Below are 18,195 nucleotides of genomic sequence, written 5' to 3' on the forward strand. Positions count from 1 at the left end.
TCGCCGCGGCCGGATAGGAATCATTGTTGATTCCTCCGACCGAAAGGCGATGCGCGCGTGTCTGCGTTCTCCACTCGAGCTCAGTTCTCCCGGCGAACCCTGTTCTCCGGTGCCCTCGCCGGTGGCGCGGCGGCTCTCACCGCAGCACCGGCCCCGGCACTGATCCGGAGCGGGCGCCCGAACCTGCCGCACGGACTGCAGAGCGGGGATGCCGGTGCGCACACGGCCACGGTGTGGGCGCGCGCCGATCGCCCCTCCCGGATGGTCGTGGAGTACGCCACCCGGCCGGATTTCCGGGATGCGCGCAGGTTTTCCGGGCCGCCGCTGCTCGGCGAGACCGACTTCACCGGCAAGGCCGTGCTCCCCGGGCTGCCTTCGGGACGCGATGTCTACTACCGGATCACCCCCTACGATCTCGCCGATCCGACACTGGCCGGGCAATCCCGCACCGGCCACCTGCGCACCGCATCGGACGGCGCCAGGGACATCTCCTTCGTCTGGTCCGGCGACCTGGCAGGGCAGGGATTCGGTATCGACACCGCGCGCGGCGGGTACCGCATCTTCGACCGGATGCGCGAACTCGACCCGGATTTCTACCTGTGCAACGGGGACAACATCTACGCCGATGATCCGATCGAACCGAGCATCACGCTGCCCGACGGTTCGATCTGGCGCAATCTGGTCACCGAGGAGAAGTCCAAAGTGGCCGAAACCCTCGCCGAGTACCGGGGCAACTACAAGTACAACCTGCTCGACGAGCCGCTTCGCAGGTTCTACGCCGAGGTCGCCCAGATCCAGCAGTGGGACGACCACGAAACCCACAACAACTGGTATCCGGGCGAGATCCTGGACGATCCGGCCTATCGGGAAAAGCGCGTCGACGTCCTGAAATACCGTGCCCGCAAGGCATTCCACGAATACGTGCCGACGCATCCACGCTATGACGCCGAAGGACGCGTCTACCGAGTGCTGCGCCACGGCCCGTTGCTCGACGTCTTCGTGCTCGATATGCGCTGGTACCGGGACGCCAATTCGGCGAACAAACAGCGGTACAACAACGGTGGAATCCTCGGGCGCCGCCAAGCCGAATGGCTCAAGCGCGAACTGGCCGCGTCCACCGCGACCTGGAAGATCATCTCCAACGACATGCCGCTGTGCGAGGTGGTTCCCGACGACGGCGGGAAATTCGAGGGCGTCGCCCAGGGCGACAACGGGGCACCGCTCGGCAGGGAACGCCAGATCGCCGACATACTCCGGTTCTTGCAGCACAACGGAATCCGCAACGTCGTGTGGCTGACCACCGATGTGCACTACACCGCCGCACATCACTTCGACCCGGGCAAGGCCGCGTTCACCGAATTCGACCCGTTCTGGCAGTTCACCTCCGGACCGCTGCACGCCGGCTCCTATCCGCCGGACGCCGTGGACACGACCTTCGGCGCGCAGCAGGTGTTCGTCAAGGCGCCGCCGGTCGAGAACGCCTCACCCGCCACCGAGTACCAGTTCTTCGGCCAGGTCCGCATCGACGCCGTCAGCAAGGCGCTCACCGTGCGACTGCGGGACAACAGCGGAACCGAGCTCTGGCACACCGAGCTGCCCGCGCATCCGAAGTGAGCCCGATCGGTGAAATGTCCAGAGGCCGTGATGTGTCGGCTCTCACGCCCATTCGCAGTGCACCGTGACCGTGTCCGTTCGGGCACAATCGGTGTGTACCGACCAAGGGAGTGAGTATGGCCAAGCATTTCGCGTTCTTCAGCATGCCGGCGCATGGACACGTCAACCCGACCCTTCCCCTTGTCGCGGAACTGGTGCGCCGTGGCCACCGGGTCAGTTATGCGACCGGGGAGGAGTTCCATGCGCAGGTGCGTGCGGCGGGCGCGGAACCGGTCGCGGCCCCGTTCACCCTGCCCGATGTACCGAAGGGCGGTATCCAGTTCGACACGGAGGAATTCCTGGAGCGGATCGGTGCGTTCGTCGATTCGGTCACCGACACGTTTCCGGTGCTGCTCGAGCACTATGCGGCCGACCGCCCGGATGTGATCTGCGCGGACGCCATGACCAGTGTGGCCCCGCTGGTGGCTCGGAAGCTGGAGCTGCCGTTCGTCTATCTGCACCCGAGCCATGCGAGCAATGAGCAGTTCAATGTGCGGCAGTCTTTCATGGAGAACGCCGACACCGGCGGATTCGAGAAGATGCGCGAGGCTTTCGAGAAGGTCACCGATCAGGTGCGCGCGTTCGCCGAGAGTCAGGGCATCACCGGAGACGTCGATTTCCTGAACCAGATCGCGGAGCTGAACCTGGTCTTCGTGCCCCGGGAGTTCCAGTTCTCCGGCGAGACCTTCGATGAGCGGTTCGTGTTCCTCGGCCCGGCCGTCGAGGACCGAGTGGACTCGGGAACCTGGCGCTCGCCGGGTGATCCGCTGCTGTTCATCTCGCTCGGCACGGTGTTCAACGCTCAGGAAAAGTTCTACCGCACCTGCCTGGAAGCGTTCGGCGACACCGAATGGCGGGTGGCCATGTCCATCGGGGAACAGGTCGACAAGTCCGAGCTCGGCGCGATCCCGGCGAACGTCGAGGTGCGCGATCGGTTCCCGCAGCTCGATGTGCTCCGTTCGGCGCGCGCCTTCGTCTCGCACACCGGGATGAACTCGACCATGGAAGCGCTCTACTTCGGGGTTCCGCTGATCTCCTGTCCGCAGCAGCCGGAGCAGGCGGCGAATGGGCGGCGGGCAGCCGAACTCGGCTACGGCACGGTCCTGGACCAGGAAGGGCTCACCGCCGAGAGCCTGCGCGAGACGGTGAATCGCACCGCAGGCGATCCCGGCATCCGGACACGGCTCGCCGAGATCAGCGGCACGCTCCAGGCACACCCGGCCGCGGCGGCCGGAGCGGATGCGCTGCTCGCCTTCACGTCCTGACCTGGTCTTTCACCATATCTTGACACCGCGCTCGATCGGGCATACATTTCAATCACTCTGAAAATATTTCACTGTGAGTCGAAATGGTCGAGACAGCGGATACCCGAGTGGCGAACAGGTCCAGCGTGCTCGCCGTGCTGCTCGCCTCCGGGCGGCGCAGCCGGCCTGAGCTCGGCCGGGCGACCGAACTGAGCCCGGCGACCGTGTCCCGGGTCGTCGAGGACCTGCTCGAGGAAGGCCTCATCCGGGAGGGCGCACCGGTCGAAACGGGCAAGCGCGGCAGGCAGGCCGTGGCGCTCGAGGCGGCGACCGAGCGCGGCGTCGCCTGCGGGGTGGACCTCGGCGGCACCACCTGCCGGCTGCTCGGCACCGATCTGGTCGGCGGAACACCGCGCTACACCACCGCTGCCACCCCGCAGGGCAGCACCGCGGGCGAACTCGCGGACTGGCTCGCCGAGCGGATCGGCGGACTCGCCGCGCAGGCCGCCCATACCGAGCGGGTGACCGTGCTCGGCCTGCCCGGCGCGGTCGCCGCGGACGGGCGCACGGTGCGCGGCGCGACGAACCTCCCGCAGATCAACGGCACCGAATTCACCTCCCGGCTGCGCGAGCGACTCGGCGGCACCGTCACCTTCGACAACGACGCGAACCTCGCACTCGAAGGAGAACTGCGCCACGGCGCGGCGAGCGGGGCGCAGGACGCGGTCATGTTCACCATCGGCCACGGTTTCGGCGCCGGTGTCGCGCTCGGCAGACGGGTACTCGGCGGACGTACCGGGCTCGTCGGCGAGTTCGGGTTCCTGCCGTTCGAGGGGGAATCGGTCGAACGACTGGTCTCCGCGGAGGGGCTGATCGAGAGCAGCAGGGAAACCAGGTACCCGGTCACCACCGCCGAGGGGCTGTTCCGCAGCCGGAAATACGCGCACCGCCCGGTCCTCGAACGGTTCGAGCGAGCGCTCGGCTTCGTGCTCACCGCGGTGACCATGGCCTACGAACCGGAACTCGTCGTGCTCGGCGGGCGGGTCTCCGAATCCATCGGCGCGGACATGCGCGAGCGGATCCGCGCCCGCGCGCAGGACGGGCTCCCCGAATGTCCGCGGCTGGTCGCCCCGGAACTCGGCGACCGTGCGGGCGCGATCGGTGCCGTGGCCCGGGCGCTCGCCGTATTGCACACCCGGTTCGGGGTCGAGACGGACACCGCGCTCGCGCTCGGCACCACGCTCGATATCGGGCTGTTGCTGAACAACACCACACTCGGCGAAGAAGGCGAGCCATGTTCCTGAACCGTCTCCTCGAGAAGAATCCCCGGCTGGCGAGCGCGGCGATCGAGGCGCATCAGCGTGGCGAGCTCCCGGCGAACACCTATGTGCTGGACACCGACACGATCGCGCGCAACGCGGCCGTGCTCGCCGAGGCGGCGCGGGCTAACGGCCTGCGCACCTATCTGATGGCCAAGCAGTACGGCCGCAATCCGGACGCGAGCAAGGCGGCCATCGCGGCGGGTCTCGGCCCGGTCGTCTCGGTGGATCCGGTGTGCGCCTACGCGGCGCACCGGCACGATGTCCCCGTCGGCCACGTCGGCCATCTCGTACAGCCGCACCGGGGAAGTGAGGGGTTCCTGCTCGGCGCGCACCCCGAGGTGGTGACCGTGTTCTCCGTGTCCGTCGCGGAACGGATCGGTGCGGCCGCGCGGGTTCGCGGCATCGAGCAGGCCGTGCTGCTGCGAGTACGAGCACCCGGGGACCGGTTCTACTTCGGCCACGGCGGCGGATTCGCCCTCGCGGACATCGAGCGCGAAGCCAAGGCGGTGCAGGCGATCGAGGGAGTCCGGGTCGCCGGAGTGACCAGCTTCCCCTGCCTGCTCGCGGATGCCGAGGCCAGGCACATCGTGGCGACCCCGAACGCGGGCACCGTGGCCGAGGCCGCGGATCGCCTGCGCACGGCCGGTTTCCCGATCGAACAGGTCAACATGCCGGGCACCACCTCGACGCGGACCCTCACCGAGCTCGCCACGGCCGGGGCGACCCACGTCGAACCGGGCAACGCGGTACTCGGCACCACACCGCTGCACCTGTTCGAGGATTCCGCCCCGGAACTGCCCGCGATCGTCCTGCTCAGCGAAGTGTCGCATGTGGACGGTGAGGACGCGTATGCATTCGGCGCCGGCTATTACATCGACAAGGTGCTCGGGGAATTCCAGCTGACCGCGATCGCCGGGCGCGATGAGTCCGCATTGGACACCGTGCTGAACGTGGACACCGCGGGCGCCGGCGCGATCCACTACTACAACGTGTTGCGCGGGGCGCGCAAAGCCGGAATCCGCGAGGGCGATTCCGTGGTGTTCTGTTTCCGCCCGCAGAGCTTCGTCACGCGCGGGCGCACCCTCGCCATGGCCGGACTGCGCGACGGCGCCCCCGTGCTGCGCCCGCGCTACGACCAGGAAGCGAACCTGGTCGCCGAGCCGGTCTGAGCGATACCCGAGGAGCCGAGAAATGTCCGGAAAAGATCCGACAACACTGCGCGGGAACACCCTCTCGGTGTTCAGCGCGGTCGCTATGTGCATGGCGTTCATGGGACCGGCGACCAGCGTCGCGTTCAACACCGGCCAGGCCGCGAGCGGGGCGGGATACGCGGTCCCGCTTTCCATCCTGCTGGCCATGATCGCCTGCCTGCTGGTGGCGAACACCATCGCCGGATTCGCGCGCAAACTGCCGACCGCCGGATTCGCCTATACCTACAACAGCCACGGATTCGGGCCGAGCGGCGGATTCCTGTCCGGCTGGCTGTTGTTGCTCACCTACGGCATGGTCGGCCCGATGCTGTTCGCCGCGCTCGGCAACTACAGCGCGATGTTCGTCAAGGAGCTCTCCGGGTCCGAACTGCCCTGGCAGCTGTTCTCTGTGGTTTTCGTGCTGATCGTGTGGATCGTGAACTCGCTGGGGGTCTCCAGTTCCGCGCGCACCGCACTGGTTTTCCTCGTCCTCGAGGTCGGGGTGCTGCTCGGGCTCGCCGCTACCATCCTGGCCAAGGGCGGGGACGCGGGCATCTCGCTCGCCCCGTTCGACCCGATGCATTCGACGAACGGAATCGGCGGAATCGGGACCGGGATGCTGTGGGGAATCCTGATGTTCATCGGTTTCGAATCGGTTTCCACGCTCGGCGAGGAAGCCAAGAGCGCGAAACGAAGTATTCCGCTTGCCCTGTTCAGCGCGGTGCTCGTGATCGGTGTTTTCTACGTTTTCATGACCTACACCGCATCGATCGGTTTCGGCCCGGAAAACGCGCACGCGATCGCCGCGGATTCCCCATGGAGCGCGCTCGTGCACCGCTATTGGGGAATCACCTGGATTTTCACGCTCACCGTGCTGATCAGCCAGTTCGCGAACGTGGTCTCCGGTTCGAACGCGATCGTGCGGGTGCTGTTCTCGATGGGCCGTGAACACGTGCTCCCGCGGCTGCTCGGCAGGGTGAGCAAACGCGGGGTGCCGCAGTTCGCGATCACCGCGTACCTCGGATTCGCGCTGGTGTTCACCATCGGGGTGGGCAGCGCGATCGGGGCGCTCGGTGTGTACAGCTTCGCGGGAACCCTGCTCGGACTCGGCATGGTGCTCATCTACATGCTGATGAGTATCGGGCTCATCCGGTTCTACTATCGCAAACACCGGAACGAATTCTCTGTTTTCCGGCACGCGGTGCTCCCCGTTCTCACGGTGGCGCTCATGCTGCTCCCGATTTACGGCCAGCTCATTCCGTTCCCCGGATTTCCGGACGGGCTCGCCCCCATATTGTTGGTATCCTGGATGATCGTCGGCGGTATCTATCTGGCGATCGCCAAACGCAAACAACCGGAAGTGCTCTCCGCGATGGGGCGGGTGTTCGAGGAAACCGAGGAAAAACCAAGCGATGAACGAACCCCGACCCGCACCTGATCCACTCGTCGCCGTGGACATCGGCGGCACGAAAACGGTGATCGCGTGCGAACCTTTCGGCACCGAACGGCTGCCCACTCTGGAGGCGGGCGAGGACGGACCGGGCGCGCTGCGCAGGATCCTGCGGATCGCGGCCAAACTGCTCTGCGACATCGGGAACGACAACGGAACCGGCCACGCGCACATCGGGATCGTGTGCCCGGGGCATGTCACCGCCGAAGGCATCGCGCTCTCCCCGAACCTGCCCGGTCTCGAGCGGTTCGACCTTCCGGGTGCGATCCGCGCGGAACTTCCCGGGCACACCGTCGTGCTCGGCCACGATGTGCGCGCCGCGGCACTCGCCGAACTGCGCACCGGGGCGCTGCGCGGGGTGGATCCCGGGGTGTACCTGAACCTCGGCACCGGGGTGTTCGCCGCGCCGATCCTGGACGGGCGGATCCTGACCGGGGCCAACGGCTTCGCCGGGGAGATCGGCTACGCCAGGATCCTCGGCGACCCGCGGATGCTGGAGGAGATCGTGGGCGGTGGCGCGCTCGTGGCAGCGGCCGGGCGGGACACCGAGGACAGGGAACTGACCGCGAGCGCGATCCTCACCTCCGCCGAGCCCCGGCTCGCCGCGATCGCCGGCGAGGCGCTCGACCGGCTCGCCGAAACGCTCGCGCAGCTCGTACTCGTGCTCGACCCCGCCGTGATCGCGGTCGGCGGCGGGCTCATGTCGACCGGACCCGCGCTGCTCGAGGCCCTGCGCACCCGCCTCGCCGCGCTCGGCGCCGACCGGTGCGAGCTGCGCGCCGCCGCCTACACCCAGGACGCGGCGCTGCGCGGCGCCTTCACCCTTGCCGAGGAGGCGCGCACCGGGCGGCTGCCCGGCTGGGCGGTCCGCACCGATGGCCAGCACCCGGCAGATCGGTCATAGTGGACCCATGTGCCGAAACATTCGCGTCCTGCACAACTTCGCCCCGCCCGCGACCACCGATGAGGTCGACGCAGCCGCGCTGCAGTACGTGCGCAAGGTCAGCGGAACGACCCGCCCCTCCGCCGCGAACCAGGAAGCCTTCGACACCGCGGTGCGCGCGGTCGCCGAGGCCACCCAGACGCTGCTCGACCAGCTGGTGACCAAGGCCCCGCCGCGCGATCGCGAGGAGGAGGCCGCCAAGGCCCGCGAGCGCGCGGCGAAACGCTTCGGGACGGCCTCTTAGCCTTCGGAGCAAGCGCGGCGACAGAACAGCACGAGTGCCCGGTGCGCCACGCTGTGGAACCGGTAGTCGATCCGGTTCGCCACGCCGAGACCGAGCGCGCCGGTCGGGACGGAACCGCCGCGGTCAGGTCCTGGTGCGCGGGCGAACCGCGTTCGCCTTGTCCACCAGGGCGATGCGTTCCTGTGCGGTGCCGGCCAGCCGGGCCAGCGAGCGGTAGTGCCGCTCCAGTCCGAACCGCAGGTCCCGGTCATCGAGCACGCAACCGAGCACCGTCGCCGCGCCGTTGCCCGCATTGGGTTTGCCCGCGGCGACCCAGTCCCGCGCGGCGGTGAGCACATCCGCGCTGATCCGGTGCCTGCGTTCGGCGTCGATACGCAGCCGTTCGAGGCGTTGCCCGGCGGCCACCAGGTCGGCCTCGCGCAACCGGTCGGCGGAGGACGCCTTGGTGCGGGTGGTGATCGCGACCAGCTGCGCGATGACGTAGTGGCTGGACCGGTCGGGTACGGATTCGAGCACGTCCAGTGCCCCGGAGCGGTCGCCCTGGGCGAGGTAGACGCGGGCGAGTCCGAAGGCAGCGGAGACGTAGTTGCGATCGGTGCGCCACACGAGCTCGTACAGCCGTGCCGCGGCGAAGAAGTCCCCGCAGTACTCCACGCTCACCGCGAGCGCGAGCTTGGGCGCGAGCTCACCGGGGACGAGATCGTAGACTTGGTCGAAGAACTGCCGCGCGTCCCTCGGGCGCCTGCTGGCAAGTGCGAGCAGGCCGCGGTTCCAGTTGATCCGCCAATCCGGGGGCAGCTGGTTGCCGTCCTCGTCCACGTTGTTCGCCTCGGCCGCGGCGAGTTCCTGCGCCGCCGAGTAGAGCTCACCGAGTTCGATACGGGCCCGCGCGCGCCACAGCGGGGCCTCGACGGAGTCCTCCGGGGCACCGCGCAGCACGTCGAGCAGTTCGCGCGGCTCGCTGCCCGCGGCCGAGGACACCAGGCCCGCCGCGGGATCGGAGGTGTCCGACTGCGGGACCGGGAGCGCGGCGAGCACATCGGACCACTCCGGCGGCGCGGGGCGTTCCCCGTCCCAGCCGTGCAGCATCTCCTCGGAACCGAAGGTGCGCAGTTCGGGGCCGAACTGGGTGGAGCGGCCGGGCCGTTCCTGTCCCGAGGAGAGCGCCAGCACCTCGCGCAGCACGCCGACGAGCTGGTCGGACATCTCCTCGGCGGAGGCGAACCGATCGTTCGCGTGCTGGTGGGTCGCCCGGCGCAGCAGCCGGTAGTAGGACTCGAACAGGGAGAACAGCGGCACTTCCTTCGGCGAGGGAAGGCTGTACTGGTACCGCTTGGTGTAGCCGGAGAAATCGAAGGAGAGCACCGCGAGCATCCGGCCGACCGTGTAGATATCGGACTGCACGGATGGCCCGTCCGAGGCGAGCTCGGGGGCGGAGTAGCCGGTGGTGAAGAAGATCGGGCTGGTCATGTCGTCGATGCGGCGCACGGCACCGAGATCGATCAGCTTGAGCTGGTCGTGGGTCTGCAGCACGTTGTCCGGCTTGAGGTCGCTGTAGAGCAGCCCCACGTTGTGCAGATAACCGAGCGCCGGAAGCACCTCGAGCGCGTAGGCGATCGCCTGCGCGGGCGGCAGCGGAACGGTCTTGCCGCTCTCGTCGGTGTGCGCGAGGGCGAGCTCGCGCAGCGACTGACCGCCGACGTACTCCATGACGATGTAGCCGACCTCGCGCCCGGTGTCCGGATCGGGGTGGCGCACGAAGTTGTAGATCTTGACGATGTTCGGGTGCTCGACCTCGGCGAGGAACTGCTGTTCGGCGACGGCCGCGGCGAGCGCGGAGGGGTCGCCGGTGTCGATCAGTCCCTTGAGCACCACCCAGCGCTCGGAGACATTGCGGTCCTTGGCCAGGTAGATCCAGCCGAGACCGCCGTAGGCAAGGCAGCCGAGCACCTCGTACTGCCCGCCGACCACTTCACTCGGGCGCAGCTTGGGCAGGAAGGAGTAGGCGGTCCCGCAGTTCGGGCAGGTGCCGCGCGCGCTGGCCCTGGTCTCCCCTTCGGAACGGGCGACCGGCTTACCGCAGTTGCCGCAGTAGCGCTTGCGTTCGGCGACCACCGGGTTGGACATGATCGCCGAGGACGGGTCCCGGTAGGGCAGCCGTGCGACCTCGACGAGCCCGGCACCGATGCGCATCCGCTTCGAGGTGCGGGTTCCGCTGCCACGCCGCGCCCTGGCCCGGCTGCCGGTGGAACCGCGGGAGGAGGATTCGGACTGCGACTCGCTGCCGCGCCGCGACTGGGATCCGCGCGACTGCGGGCCCTGCGAACCACGGCTCTGGGATTCGCGGCTCTGGGATTCGCGGCTTTGGGATTCGCGGCTTTGGGATTCACTGCCCCGTTCGTGTTTGCCACGGCCCTGGTCCGGGCGGATGACCGTGGTCGCGTCCGGGGGCTGCGGCTGCTGCCAGGGCGGCGGGGTCGGCGCTTGCTGCGGAGTCGGAGGCTGTTGCGGCGCCGGAGGCTGTTGCGGCGCCGGGGCCTCCTGCTGGGGCACGTCGGAGCGCACCGGCGGCGCGAACGCGGTCGACTCGGGAGACAGCGGCGCCTGGCGGGGCTGCTGCGGGCGCACGACCGAGGTCGGGCGCACCATCGAGGTCGGGGTCGGCTCGGCGATCGCCGGGCTGCCGGTCCCCTGCTGCGGGCCGGTTTCCGGGGTGCCGCAGGAATTGCACACCCCGCCGACGATCTCACCGAAGCATTCGGCACGGACACAGCGGGCCATCAGGTCTCCTTCGGCGGTTTCCCGGCACCCGGGTAGTGCGGCGCCGGTGGTTTGGGTTGCGGGCCGAGCCGGTCGCCGATCCAGCGGGCGTAGCTCGTCGACCAGGCCTTGTCCCGGAACTGGTCGAGCACGCCGTTGACGAACCGAACCATGTCCCCATTCTGCTCGCCGACACCGACAGCGTAGGGCTCGAGCTCCTGTTTCGGGCCGACGATCGCGGTCTTCGGGTCCTGCGCGGCCATCCCGGCGAGGATGGAGTCATCGGTGGAGATTCCCGAGACATCGCCCTGCTGCAGCAACACCAGGCAGTCCGCCCAGTCGTTCACCGCGACCGGAATCGGTTTGCCCGGGGTGTCCGCGATGGTGCGCAGCGAGGTGGATCCCTTGGCCGCGCACACCTTGCGCCCGCCGAGGTCGGCGAGCGATCTCGCGCCGCTCGCCTTGTCCACGAGCAGGCGCTGCGCGGCCGTGTAGTACACCGAGGAAAGCCCGATCTGCTTCTTGCGCGCGCAGTTGGTCGTCATGGTGCGCACCACGACATCCACTTTGCCACTGCCCAGCGCGGGCACCCGCTGCTCGGAGTTGATCACCACGAACCGCACCCGGTCGCGGTCCCCGAACAGGGCCTTCGCGATCGCGTGCACGACATCGATGTCGAAGCCCTCGATCACCCCGGAGCGGGGATTGCGGTACCCGAACAGATAGGTGGTCTGGTCCACGCCCGCGGTCAGATACCCACGCTGGAGGATCGTGGCCATGGTGGAACCGTGCGGCATCTTGCCCGGTTCGGGCAACTTGTCCGGCGGCCGCTGGCTCAGCGTGGGATCCCCGCAGCTGGTGTCGGTGCCATTGTCCGCGGGCACCGCCTTCGCACCGACGAGCTGGCCGAGCGGATCCTTGGCCGGTGGCACCGCGCTGATGTCCACCGGCCGGTCCATCCCGGCGCATCCGGTGACGGTGAGCAGCAGCCCGCACGCGAACGCTCGGCACATGACCACGCTGGCGAACGGCCGCGCCCTCACCGGTATTCCCGGATGCGTTGCCACAGCCCGCCCGCGGCACCGGCCGCGGCGACCACGCAGAGCACGATCACCCCGATATCGAGCAGCAGCAAGGAGTTGTGCGCGGAATCGGTACTGCTGACGAACTCCTGGCGGGCCTTCTTGATCGCCGAGTCGAGCGCGGCGTCGACCTTGCCGAACTGGGTGGCCGCGCTGTCCGCAGCGGTGCCGACCGCCTGCTGGACGGCCTGCTTGCCCTGACCGGAGGAATCCTTGTCCCGCAACGACTTGTGCGCTTTCAGCCAGCTGTTCAGCGACTCCCCAGCGGTGCGCACATCCCGTTCGATGGGAGTACCCGCCGCCTTGCGTTCCGCCGCGCCGATCAGCCCGCCGTTGCCGCCCTCGGCCTGCAGCTTGGCGATCAGGTCGTTGAACTCCTTCTCGTACTTGTCCGCGTCCTTCGCGACCAGGGCCAGGTTCTCGCTGCCGCGCGCCTGCACGGCGAGCAGCCGCACCCGGGACAGGTCCAGCATCTGCCCGGACCCCTGTTCCTTGCCCGCGGCCACGTGCAGCCCGGAAATGGTCAGCGCGGCCGCCGACCACAGCAACATCGCGAGCACGGCGACGGTGGAGACGACCAGCCCGACGTTGAAGGTGCGGTTGGTCCGGCTGCGCAGGTGGCGCTGCACCAGGATCAGCGCGATCAGCAGCAGTACGGTGAGCGCCGCGACGACCCAGGGCACCGCGCCCGCATCGTCCTCCTCGCCGCTGAGCTGGGTCATCTGCTGGCCGTAGAGGATCTGCGCCGGTTCGATCATCGACTCGTGCAGCAGATTGCTCGCCTGCACCAGATAGGAGGCGCCGACCGGGAGGCCCTGGCGGTTGTTCGCGTACGCCGTGGCGAGCTGACCCGCGTACCGCGGCAGCAGGCTGGCCAGCTTGCGCGCCGGGTCATCCACGCCCGGGGTCTTGGTGGCGTCCCCGGCCGCGATCGCGAGCGCGCCACCGGCGACCTCGAGCGCGTGGGCGTAGTCGTCGTGCATCTTCCCGGCGTCCGCGTCACCGGAGAGGAAGGCCGCCGCCGCGCTCGCCTCGGACTCGGTCAGCGAGTGGTAGATCACCTGGCTCGCCTCGCTCATCGGCTCCCGGTGCTTGACCAGGTCTTCCAGCGAGGACTGCTTGCCGAACACCATCAGGCTGCCGACCACGCCGACCACCAGCGAACCCACGACGAGCCCGATCAGCATCGTGCCGAGCTTGCCGGGGCTGGTCGCCGCCCAGGCCCGCACCGCGCGCACGAGCTCGACGGGGAGGCTGATCAGCTTCGCGCGTTCTCCGGCGGTCGGTTCCTCCTCCGGCTGCGCCTCGGCCGAGGATCCGGGCTGGGACATCCCTGTCACCATTGCCTGCTCGCTGTGCTGGCCACGCTTCAACCCCACCCCTACGCGTATGGTCCCGTTCTTCGACAAACCTGGCTCTGGACAAACTAGTCGATGCTTCGACTCGCGTGGTGCGGACGTGCGCCTTCGCGACATCGAGGTATCAGATTGAGCACGCACTGTATCCAAATCGAGGCAACCTCACCATGGGGCCAGGCGTCCTTTGGGGTGGGTAAGACAAACAGGAGGAGGTCACCATGCGGTACCGGGTACTGCTCGCTGGTGGCGCCGCGGCCGCCCTGCTCGGGCTCATCGGCTGCGGCCAGCTCGAGAACAACACCGCGTCGTCGCCGTCATCGTCGTCCCAGGCGCCGTCATCACCGCCGGCACCACCGAGCATGTCCACCGAGTCGCCCGCGCCGAGCACCTCGAGCAGCTCGAGCGACGTCACGCAGGACCCCAGCTCCCCGAACACCTGCAAGGCCCCCGACCTGAAGCTCGCGCTCGGTACCGGGGACGCAGCGGCCGGTACCGCCTACCGCCCGCTGACCTTCACCAACAAGAGCACCAAGCCGTGCACGATCCAGGGCTACCCGGGCATCTCCTATGTCGGCGGGAACAACGGGGCCCAGATCGGTCAGGACGCCAAACGCGTCGGCGGCAAGGGCGGGCCGATCACCCTGCAGCCCGGTGCCTCGGCCTCGGCCAACATCGGCTTCGTCCAGGTGCACAACTTCGACGCGAGCGCATGCAAGCCCACCCCGGTGCGCGGGCTGCGCGTCTACCCGCCGCACGACACCGCGGCCATGTTCGTGCCCACCGAGGGCACCGGCTGCGCCGGCAACACCCCTGACCCGCAGCTCACCGTCGCCACGGTGCAGCGCTAGAAACCCCGGTGGGGTGGCCACGTTCCTGCCCTCGCTTTCGTGGTCACCCCGCCGGCCCCTGCTCAGCGCCTTCAGGACAACCGGATCCGGAACACCGGCAGCATCCGGCCCGGGATCGAACCCGATGGGGTACTGCCCGCGGGTTCGGCGCCCATCGCCCGGTAGAAGCCCGCGGCGTTCGGATCCGCGGTCACCACCAGGCTCTGGAAACCGTGCTCCCGCGCCGTGCCGGCGGCGTGCTGCCACAGCATCCGGCCGAGCCCGGCACCGATCCGCGCCGGTTCCAGCCACAGGTTGCCGAGTTCCCCCTCGGGCGGTGCGCCGTCGAGGTTGTAGAAACCGAGGATCTCGCCACCGGCCTGGGCGACGGTCACCCGCCGCGGTCCGAGTTCTTCGGGAGCGAAGCTGAGCTCGACCGCGAACGCGTCGAGTTGCTCCTGGCTGTATCCCCAGTGTGCCTTCGACCGTAGCGCGAGCGCACCGAGCTGTTCCGCTTCGTCCGCGCAGGCCCCGCGGAAGTTCACCCCGTCCGTAACAAACACCGTCATCCGGGCACCGTGTCAGGTCCGGGGAGTGGCCCGCCACCGGATTGGTTGCGCAGCGACGTCAGTTACCCGGTGAGGAGATCACCGGCGGCACGAACCGGCAGTCCGGGGTGCGGGCGTGCGCGGGATCGAGCGCGTTGAGCACGAGCTGCTGCGCGATCGGGTCGTAAGTGATCCCGAGGTGGTCGGTGAAGTCCTTCGCGCACACGTCCTGGAGCCATACGTTGCGCACGTTCGGCGCGGGGGCGAGGAACGCGCTCCGCGGCGGGGTGACCACATCGTCGTACTTGGTCTGGAGCACCGTGTAGTCGATACCGGGAACGGTTTCCCCGCCCTTGTTCAAGTCCGCGAGGAACTGCGAGTTCGTCTCCTGATCGTTGAAGGAAGGGAGCGGCAGCCCCACCAGGTCCCTGGCCAGCGGGAACTTCTGCACCAGGCTGAGCAGGCCGAAGAAGGTGGTCCCGTGGTTCGACGGGGAGAGCCCGATGAGCTTGCCGATCTTGTCCGCCCCGCCGAGGTTCTTGATCCAGTACCGGGGGCTCATTCCACCCTGGGAATGCCCGACGACGTCGAGTTTCTTGGCGCCCGTCGCCCGCAGAACCGTGTCCCCGAACTCGGCGAGCTGGCTCGCGTTGCCCGCGACCGGGCCCACGGTCTGGATGAACGCGCCCGGCGAGCCGCCGATGTTCGTGCTGAACACGCAGTACCCGGCATCGACGAGCCGCTGGGAGAGACCGGCCCAGTCGTCGTAGGAGTTCGCGATGGTGCCGTTGGACAGCAGCACCGGGTTCGGATGCGCCGGGCTCGGCTTGCAGTTCCAGTCGTTGGTGCCCGGCGGCATGATCCGTGGATTGGGCAGCGCGTACGCACCGGCCGCGAGGATGTTCGGCTGTGGCGGACCGGTCGGTTCGCGTTCCGCCGCGTTCGCCACCGCCCCGGTGCCGAGTGTCAGTCCGAGCGCCGCGGCGACCACCCCGGCGCGCACCATCCATCCACGCATGCGCATGAGCCGACCTCCTCGTCAGGTGGTTAACCAACGAGTAGGTCGGCTCTGTGGTTACGCGGAGCCGCTACGCGGCCACGATCCGGCGGAAGGGAGCGGCGGCGCTGAGTTCGTAGTGGCCCTTCGCGAACATCTGCGGTTCGCCGTCGAGGCTGCCCATGGTCGAGGTGCGCGCTTCGAGCGCGACCGGCTCGGTACGCTGCTGGCCTTCGAACACCAGGCCTTCGGCCGAAGGGGTCGCGGTGACGTGGCTGAGCGCCTCGTCCTGGCCGTCCAGGCGCAGTTCGCCATCCAGGTACAGCCGCCGGGTGACGGTGTCGGTGCTGTCCTCGCGGCGCACCCGCAACGCGGAGCACTGCTCCTCGGCGAGTTCACCGCCGCCCATGAGCACGGTCGGGGCGATCACCCGCGCGCCCCAGTGCGCCGCGCAGCGTTCGGCACCGGCGAGCAGCGAGTCCCTGGTGACCACGACCAGGCCGACGTTCTCCGCGGCCGGGATCTGGCCGAACGGCGGAAGCGGCGCGATATCGACGAGGCCACCCGCTTCGGCGCGGGCGAGCTCGGTCAGCGCGGCACGCACCGCGCGGCTGCCCTTGTCGAAGCCGCGCACGATCGCGATCCGGGAGCCGGGATCGAACGGTGCGATGGCGCTCGACCGCGCACCGGTGAACAACCCGGCGACGGCGCCGACGAAATCCTCGACGAACCGGTCGGCGGAAGCACTTGCCATGACCGGGGATTCGCTGATCGTCAACAGGGCTCCTGTCCTCGTACTCGTGTCCTTGACCCGACCCTAGCCAACGGGCCAGTCGCCACGCCGTACGGTCCGCCCTGGTGTGACACGGATCAACTCGGGCATGCCGGTAGATTCGACAAGGGGCTCTGTGTTCGGGGCTCTGTCTTTTGGGCTCTGTCTTTTCGCGAAGGGATGTGTCGGTTTGTCGGCGAGTCAGGACGTTGTCGTATCCAAGGTCGAGGTACGCGACGAGGCGCACCGGCGCAGGACGTTCGCCGTGATCAGCCACCCGGACGCAGGCAAGTCCACACTCACCGAGGCGCTGGCGCTGCACGCGCGGATGATCTCCGAGGCGGGCGCGGTGCACGGCAAGGGCAACCGGGGCGGGGTGGTCTCGGACTGGCTGGAGATGGAGCGCACCAGGGGGATCTCGATCACCTCGGCGGTGCTGCAGTTCTCCTATGCCGAGAAGGTGATCAACCTGCTGGACACCCCCGGCCACGCGGATTTCTCCGAGGACACCTACCGGGTACTGGCCGCGGTGGACTCGGCGGTGATGCTGCTGGACTCGGCCAAGGGCCTGGAACCGCAGACGCTGAAGCTCTTCGATGTGTGCCGCTACCGGGGTATTCCGGTGATCACCTTCATCAACAAGTGGGACCAGCCGGGCCAGGAGGCCCTGGCACTGTGCGATGAGCTCAGCGAGCGGATCGACCTGCAGCCGATGCCGCTGACCTGGCCGGTCGGGGTCGCGGGCCAGTTCAAGGGGGTACGCGATCTGCGTACCGACGAGATGGTGCGATTCCGGCGCGCCCGCGCGGCCAGTGAGGCGGCGAGCGAGGAACGGCTGGACGCGGAGACCGCACTCGCCGAGGAAGGCGAGGAGTGGACCCGCGCGGTCGAGGAGGCCGAGCTGCTGCTCGAATCCGGCGGGCAGTTCGAGATCGAGCGCTTCCTGGACGGTTCGGCGACCCCGGTGCTCTTCGGTGCCGCGCTCGCCAACTTCGGCGTCCGCCACCTGCTGGACCTGCTCGTGGAGCTCGCCCCGGAACCGGTGGAGCGGGTGGACGAGAAGGAGAAGGCCCGCGAGCTCGATGCGCCGTTCTCCGCGTTCGTGTTCAAGGTGCAGACCGGAATGGACCGCGCGCACCGCGACCAGATGGCCTTCGCACGGGTCTGCTCGGGACGCTTCGAACGCGGCATGGTGGTCACCAATGCCACCACCGGGCGCCCGTTCGCCACCAAATACGCGCAGCAGATGTTCGGCCAGCGCAGGGAAACCGTGGACATCGCCTATCCGGGAGACGTGATCGGGCTGGTGAACGCGAGCGCGCTGCGCGTCGGGGACACCCTCTACTCGGGTAAGCCAGGCGTTCGGTTTCCCGGCCTGCCGAGCTTCGCGCCCGGTTTCTTCGCCGTGGCCAGGGTGCGCGATCTGGGCCGCGCCAAACAGTTCCGCTCCGGGGTCGAGCAGCTCGCCTCCGAGGGCGTGGTGCAGGTACTCCGCTCGGACAAGCGCGGGGACGCCGCCCCGGTGTTCGCCGCGGTCGGGCCCATGCAGTTCGAGGTGGCCTCCGCGCGGATGGCGGCCGAGTTCAACGTGGAGATCGAACTGTCCCGGCTCTCCTACAGCGCGGTGTGCCGCCTGACCGACCCGAAACAGCGCTCGCTGATCGATTCCAGTGGCCGCGGCGAGGTGCTCACCCGCATCGACGGGACCGAGCTCGCCCTGTTCAACGACGACATCGCGATCAACGTGCTGCGCCGTCAGCATCCGGAACTCGCGGTGGAACCATTGGTCGGCGCGGGTTCCTAGA

The 18,195-nt window shown here is 68.6% G+C and carries 15 protein-coding genes; 9 read left to right on the top strand and 6 right to left on the bottom strand.

What is annotated here, in order from left to right:
- The first annotated feature begins 57 nt into the window (after positions 1 to 57).
- From A37U_RS0113880 to A37U_RS0113910, 7 genes are all read left to right on the top strand, one after another.
- Entirely contained in the window at positions 58 to 1,614 is a 1,557-nt protein-coding gene (locus A37U_RS0113880; protein ID WP_020497247.1) for an alkaline phosphatase D family protein, read from the top strand.
- A 116-nt stretch (positions 1,615 to 1,730) separates the two neighbouring features.
- Entirely contained in the window at positions 1,731 to 2,918 is a 1,188-nt protein-coding gene (locus A37U_RS0113885) for a macrolide family glycosyltransferase (protein ID WP_020497248.1), read from the top strand.
- Positions 2,919 to 3,001: 83 nt separating this feature from the next.
- Complete coding sequence (locus A37U_RS43640) at positions 3,002 to 4,201, top strand: ROK family protein (RefSeq protein WP_040587620.1); 1,200 nt, start codon at positions 3,002 to 3,004, stop codon at positions 4,199 to 4,201.
- Positions 4,192 to 5,388, top strand: coding sequence for an alanine racemase (locus A37U_RS0113895; protein ID WP_020497250.1), 1,197 nt, complete (start codon positions 4,192 to 4,194; stop codon positions 5,386 to 5,388). Before A37U_RS43640 ends, A37U_RS0113895 begins: the two co-directional genes overlap by 10 nt.
- A gap of 22 nt (positions 5,389 to 5,410) precedes the next feature.
- Positions 5,411 to 6,847, top strand: coding sequence for an APC family permease (locus A37U_RS0113900; protein ID WP_020497251.1), 1,437 nt, complete (start codon positions 5,411 to 5,413; stop codon positions 6,845 to 6,847).
- Positions 6,822 to 7,763: an ROK family protein gene (locus A37U_RS43645; RefSeq protein WP_020497252.1), complete on the top strand. Its 942-nt coding sequence runs from the start codon at positions 6,822 to 6,824 to the stop codon at positions 7,761 to 7,763. The genes A37U_RS0113900 and A37U_RS43645 overlap by 26 nt, the downstream gene beginning before the upstream one ends.
- Positions 7,764 to 7,770: 7 nt before the next feature.
- On the top strand, positions 7,771 to 8,046 hold the full coding sequence (locus A37U_RS0113910; protein ID WP_020497253.1) for a DUF2277 domain-containing protein: 276 nt from the start codon (positions 7,771 to 7,773) through the stop codon (positions 8,044 to 8,046).
- Between the two features lie 123 nt (positions 8,047 to 8,169).
- On the opposite strand, the gene A37U_RS0113915 is transcribed toward A37U_RS0113910, so the two are convergent.
- Genes A37U_RS0113915 through A37U_RS0113925 form a run of 3 tightly spaced genes read right to left on the bottom strand, consistent with a single transcriptional unit; the run spans position 8,170 to position 13,219 of the window.
- Complete coding sequence (locus A37U_RS0113915; protein ID WP_020497254.1) at positions 8,170 to 10,827, bottom strand: serine/threonine-protein kinase; 2,658 nt, start codon at positions 10,825 to 10,827, stop codon at positions 8,170 to 8,172.
- Positions 10,827 to 11,849, bottom strand: a complete 1,023-nt coding sequence (locus tag A37U_RS0113920) for a glutamate ABC transporter substrate-binding protein (RefSeq protein ID WP_020497255.1) — start codon at positions 11,847 to 11,849, stop codon at positions 10,827 to 10,829. Before A37U_RS0113920 ends, A37U_RS0113915 begins: the two co-directional genes overlap by 1 nt.
- Complete coding sequence (locus A37U_RS0113925) at positions 11,846 to 13,219, bottom strand: hypothetical protein (RefSeq protein WP_020497256.1); 1,374 nt, start codon at positions 13,217 to 13,219, stop codon at positions 11,846 to 11,848. Before A37U_RS0113925 ends, A37U_RS0113920 begins: the two co-directional genes overlap by 4 nt.
- Positions 13,220 to 13,464: 245 nt before the next feature.
- Between A37U_RS0113925 and A37U_RS0113930 the strand changes: the two genes are divergently transcribed.
- On the top strand, positions 13,465 to 14,094 hold the full coding sequence (locus tag A37U_RS0113930) for a DUF4232 domain-containing protein (RefSeq protein ID WP_020497257.1): 630 nt from the start codon (positions 13,465 to 13,467) through the stop codon (positions 14,092 to 14,094).
- Positions 14,095 to 14,165: 71 nt separating this feature from the next.
- On the opposite strand, the gene A37U_RS0113935 is transcribed toward A37U_RS0113930, so the two are convergent.
- The 3 genes from A37U_RS0113935 to A37U_RS0113945 all read right to left on the bottom strand — a co-directional run bounded on the left by A37U_RS0113935 (position 14,166) and on the right by A37U_RS0113945 (position 16,396).
- Entirely contained in the window at positions 14,166 to 14,642 is a 477-nt protein-coding gene (locus A37U_RS0113935) for a GNAT family N-acetyltransferase (protein ID WP_020497258.1), read from the bottom strand.
- A gap of 58 nt (positions 14,643 to 14,700) precedes the next feature.
- Entirely contained in the window at positions 14,701 to 15,645 is a 945-nt protein-coding gene (locus tag A37U_RS0113940) for an esterase/lipase family protein (RefSeq protein WP_020497259.1), read from the bottom strand.
- A gap of 64 nt (positions 15,646 to 15,709) precedes the next feature.
- The gene (locus A37U_RS0113945) at positions 15,710 to 16,396 is read right to left on the bottom strand and encodes a hypothetical protein (protein WP_020497260.1); all 687 of its coding nucleotides are present in this window, start codon (positions 16,394 to 16,396) and stop codon (positions 15,710 to 15,712) included.
- Positions 16,397 to 16,580: 184 nt separating this feature from the next.
- Here A37U_RS0113945 and A37U_RS0113950 point away from each other — a divergent pair, with 184 nt between their 5' ends.
- Positions 16,581 to 18,194, top strand: coding sequence for a peptide chain release factor 3 (locus A37U_RS0113950; RefSeq protein ID WP_020497261.1), 1,614 nt, complete (start codon positions 16,581 to 16,583; stop codon positions 18,192 to 18,194).
- The last annotated feature ends 1 nt before the right edge of the window (position 18,195 follow it).

This window comes from Sciscionella marina DSM 45152, assembly GCF_000379465.1.
Classification (GTDB): Bacteria; Actinomycetota; Actinomycetes; order Mycobacteriales; family Pseudonocardiaceae; genus Sciscionella; species Sciscionella marina.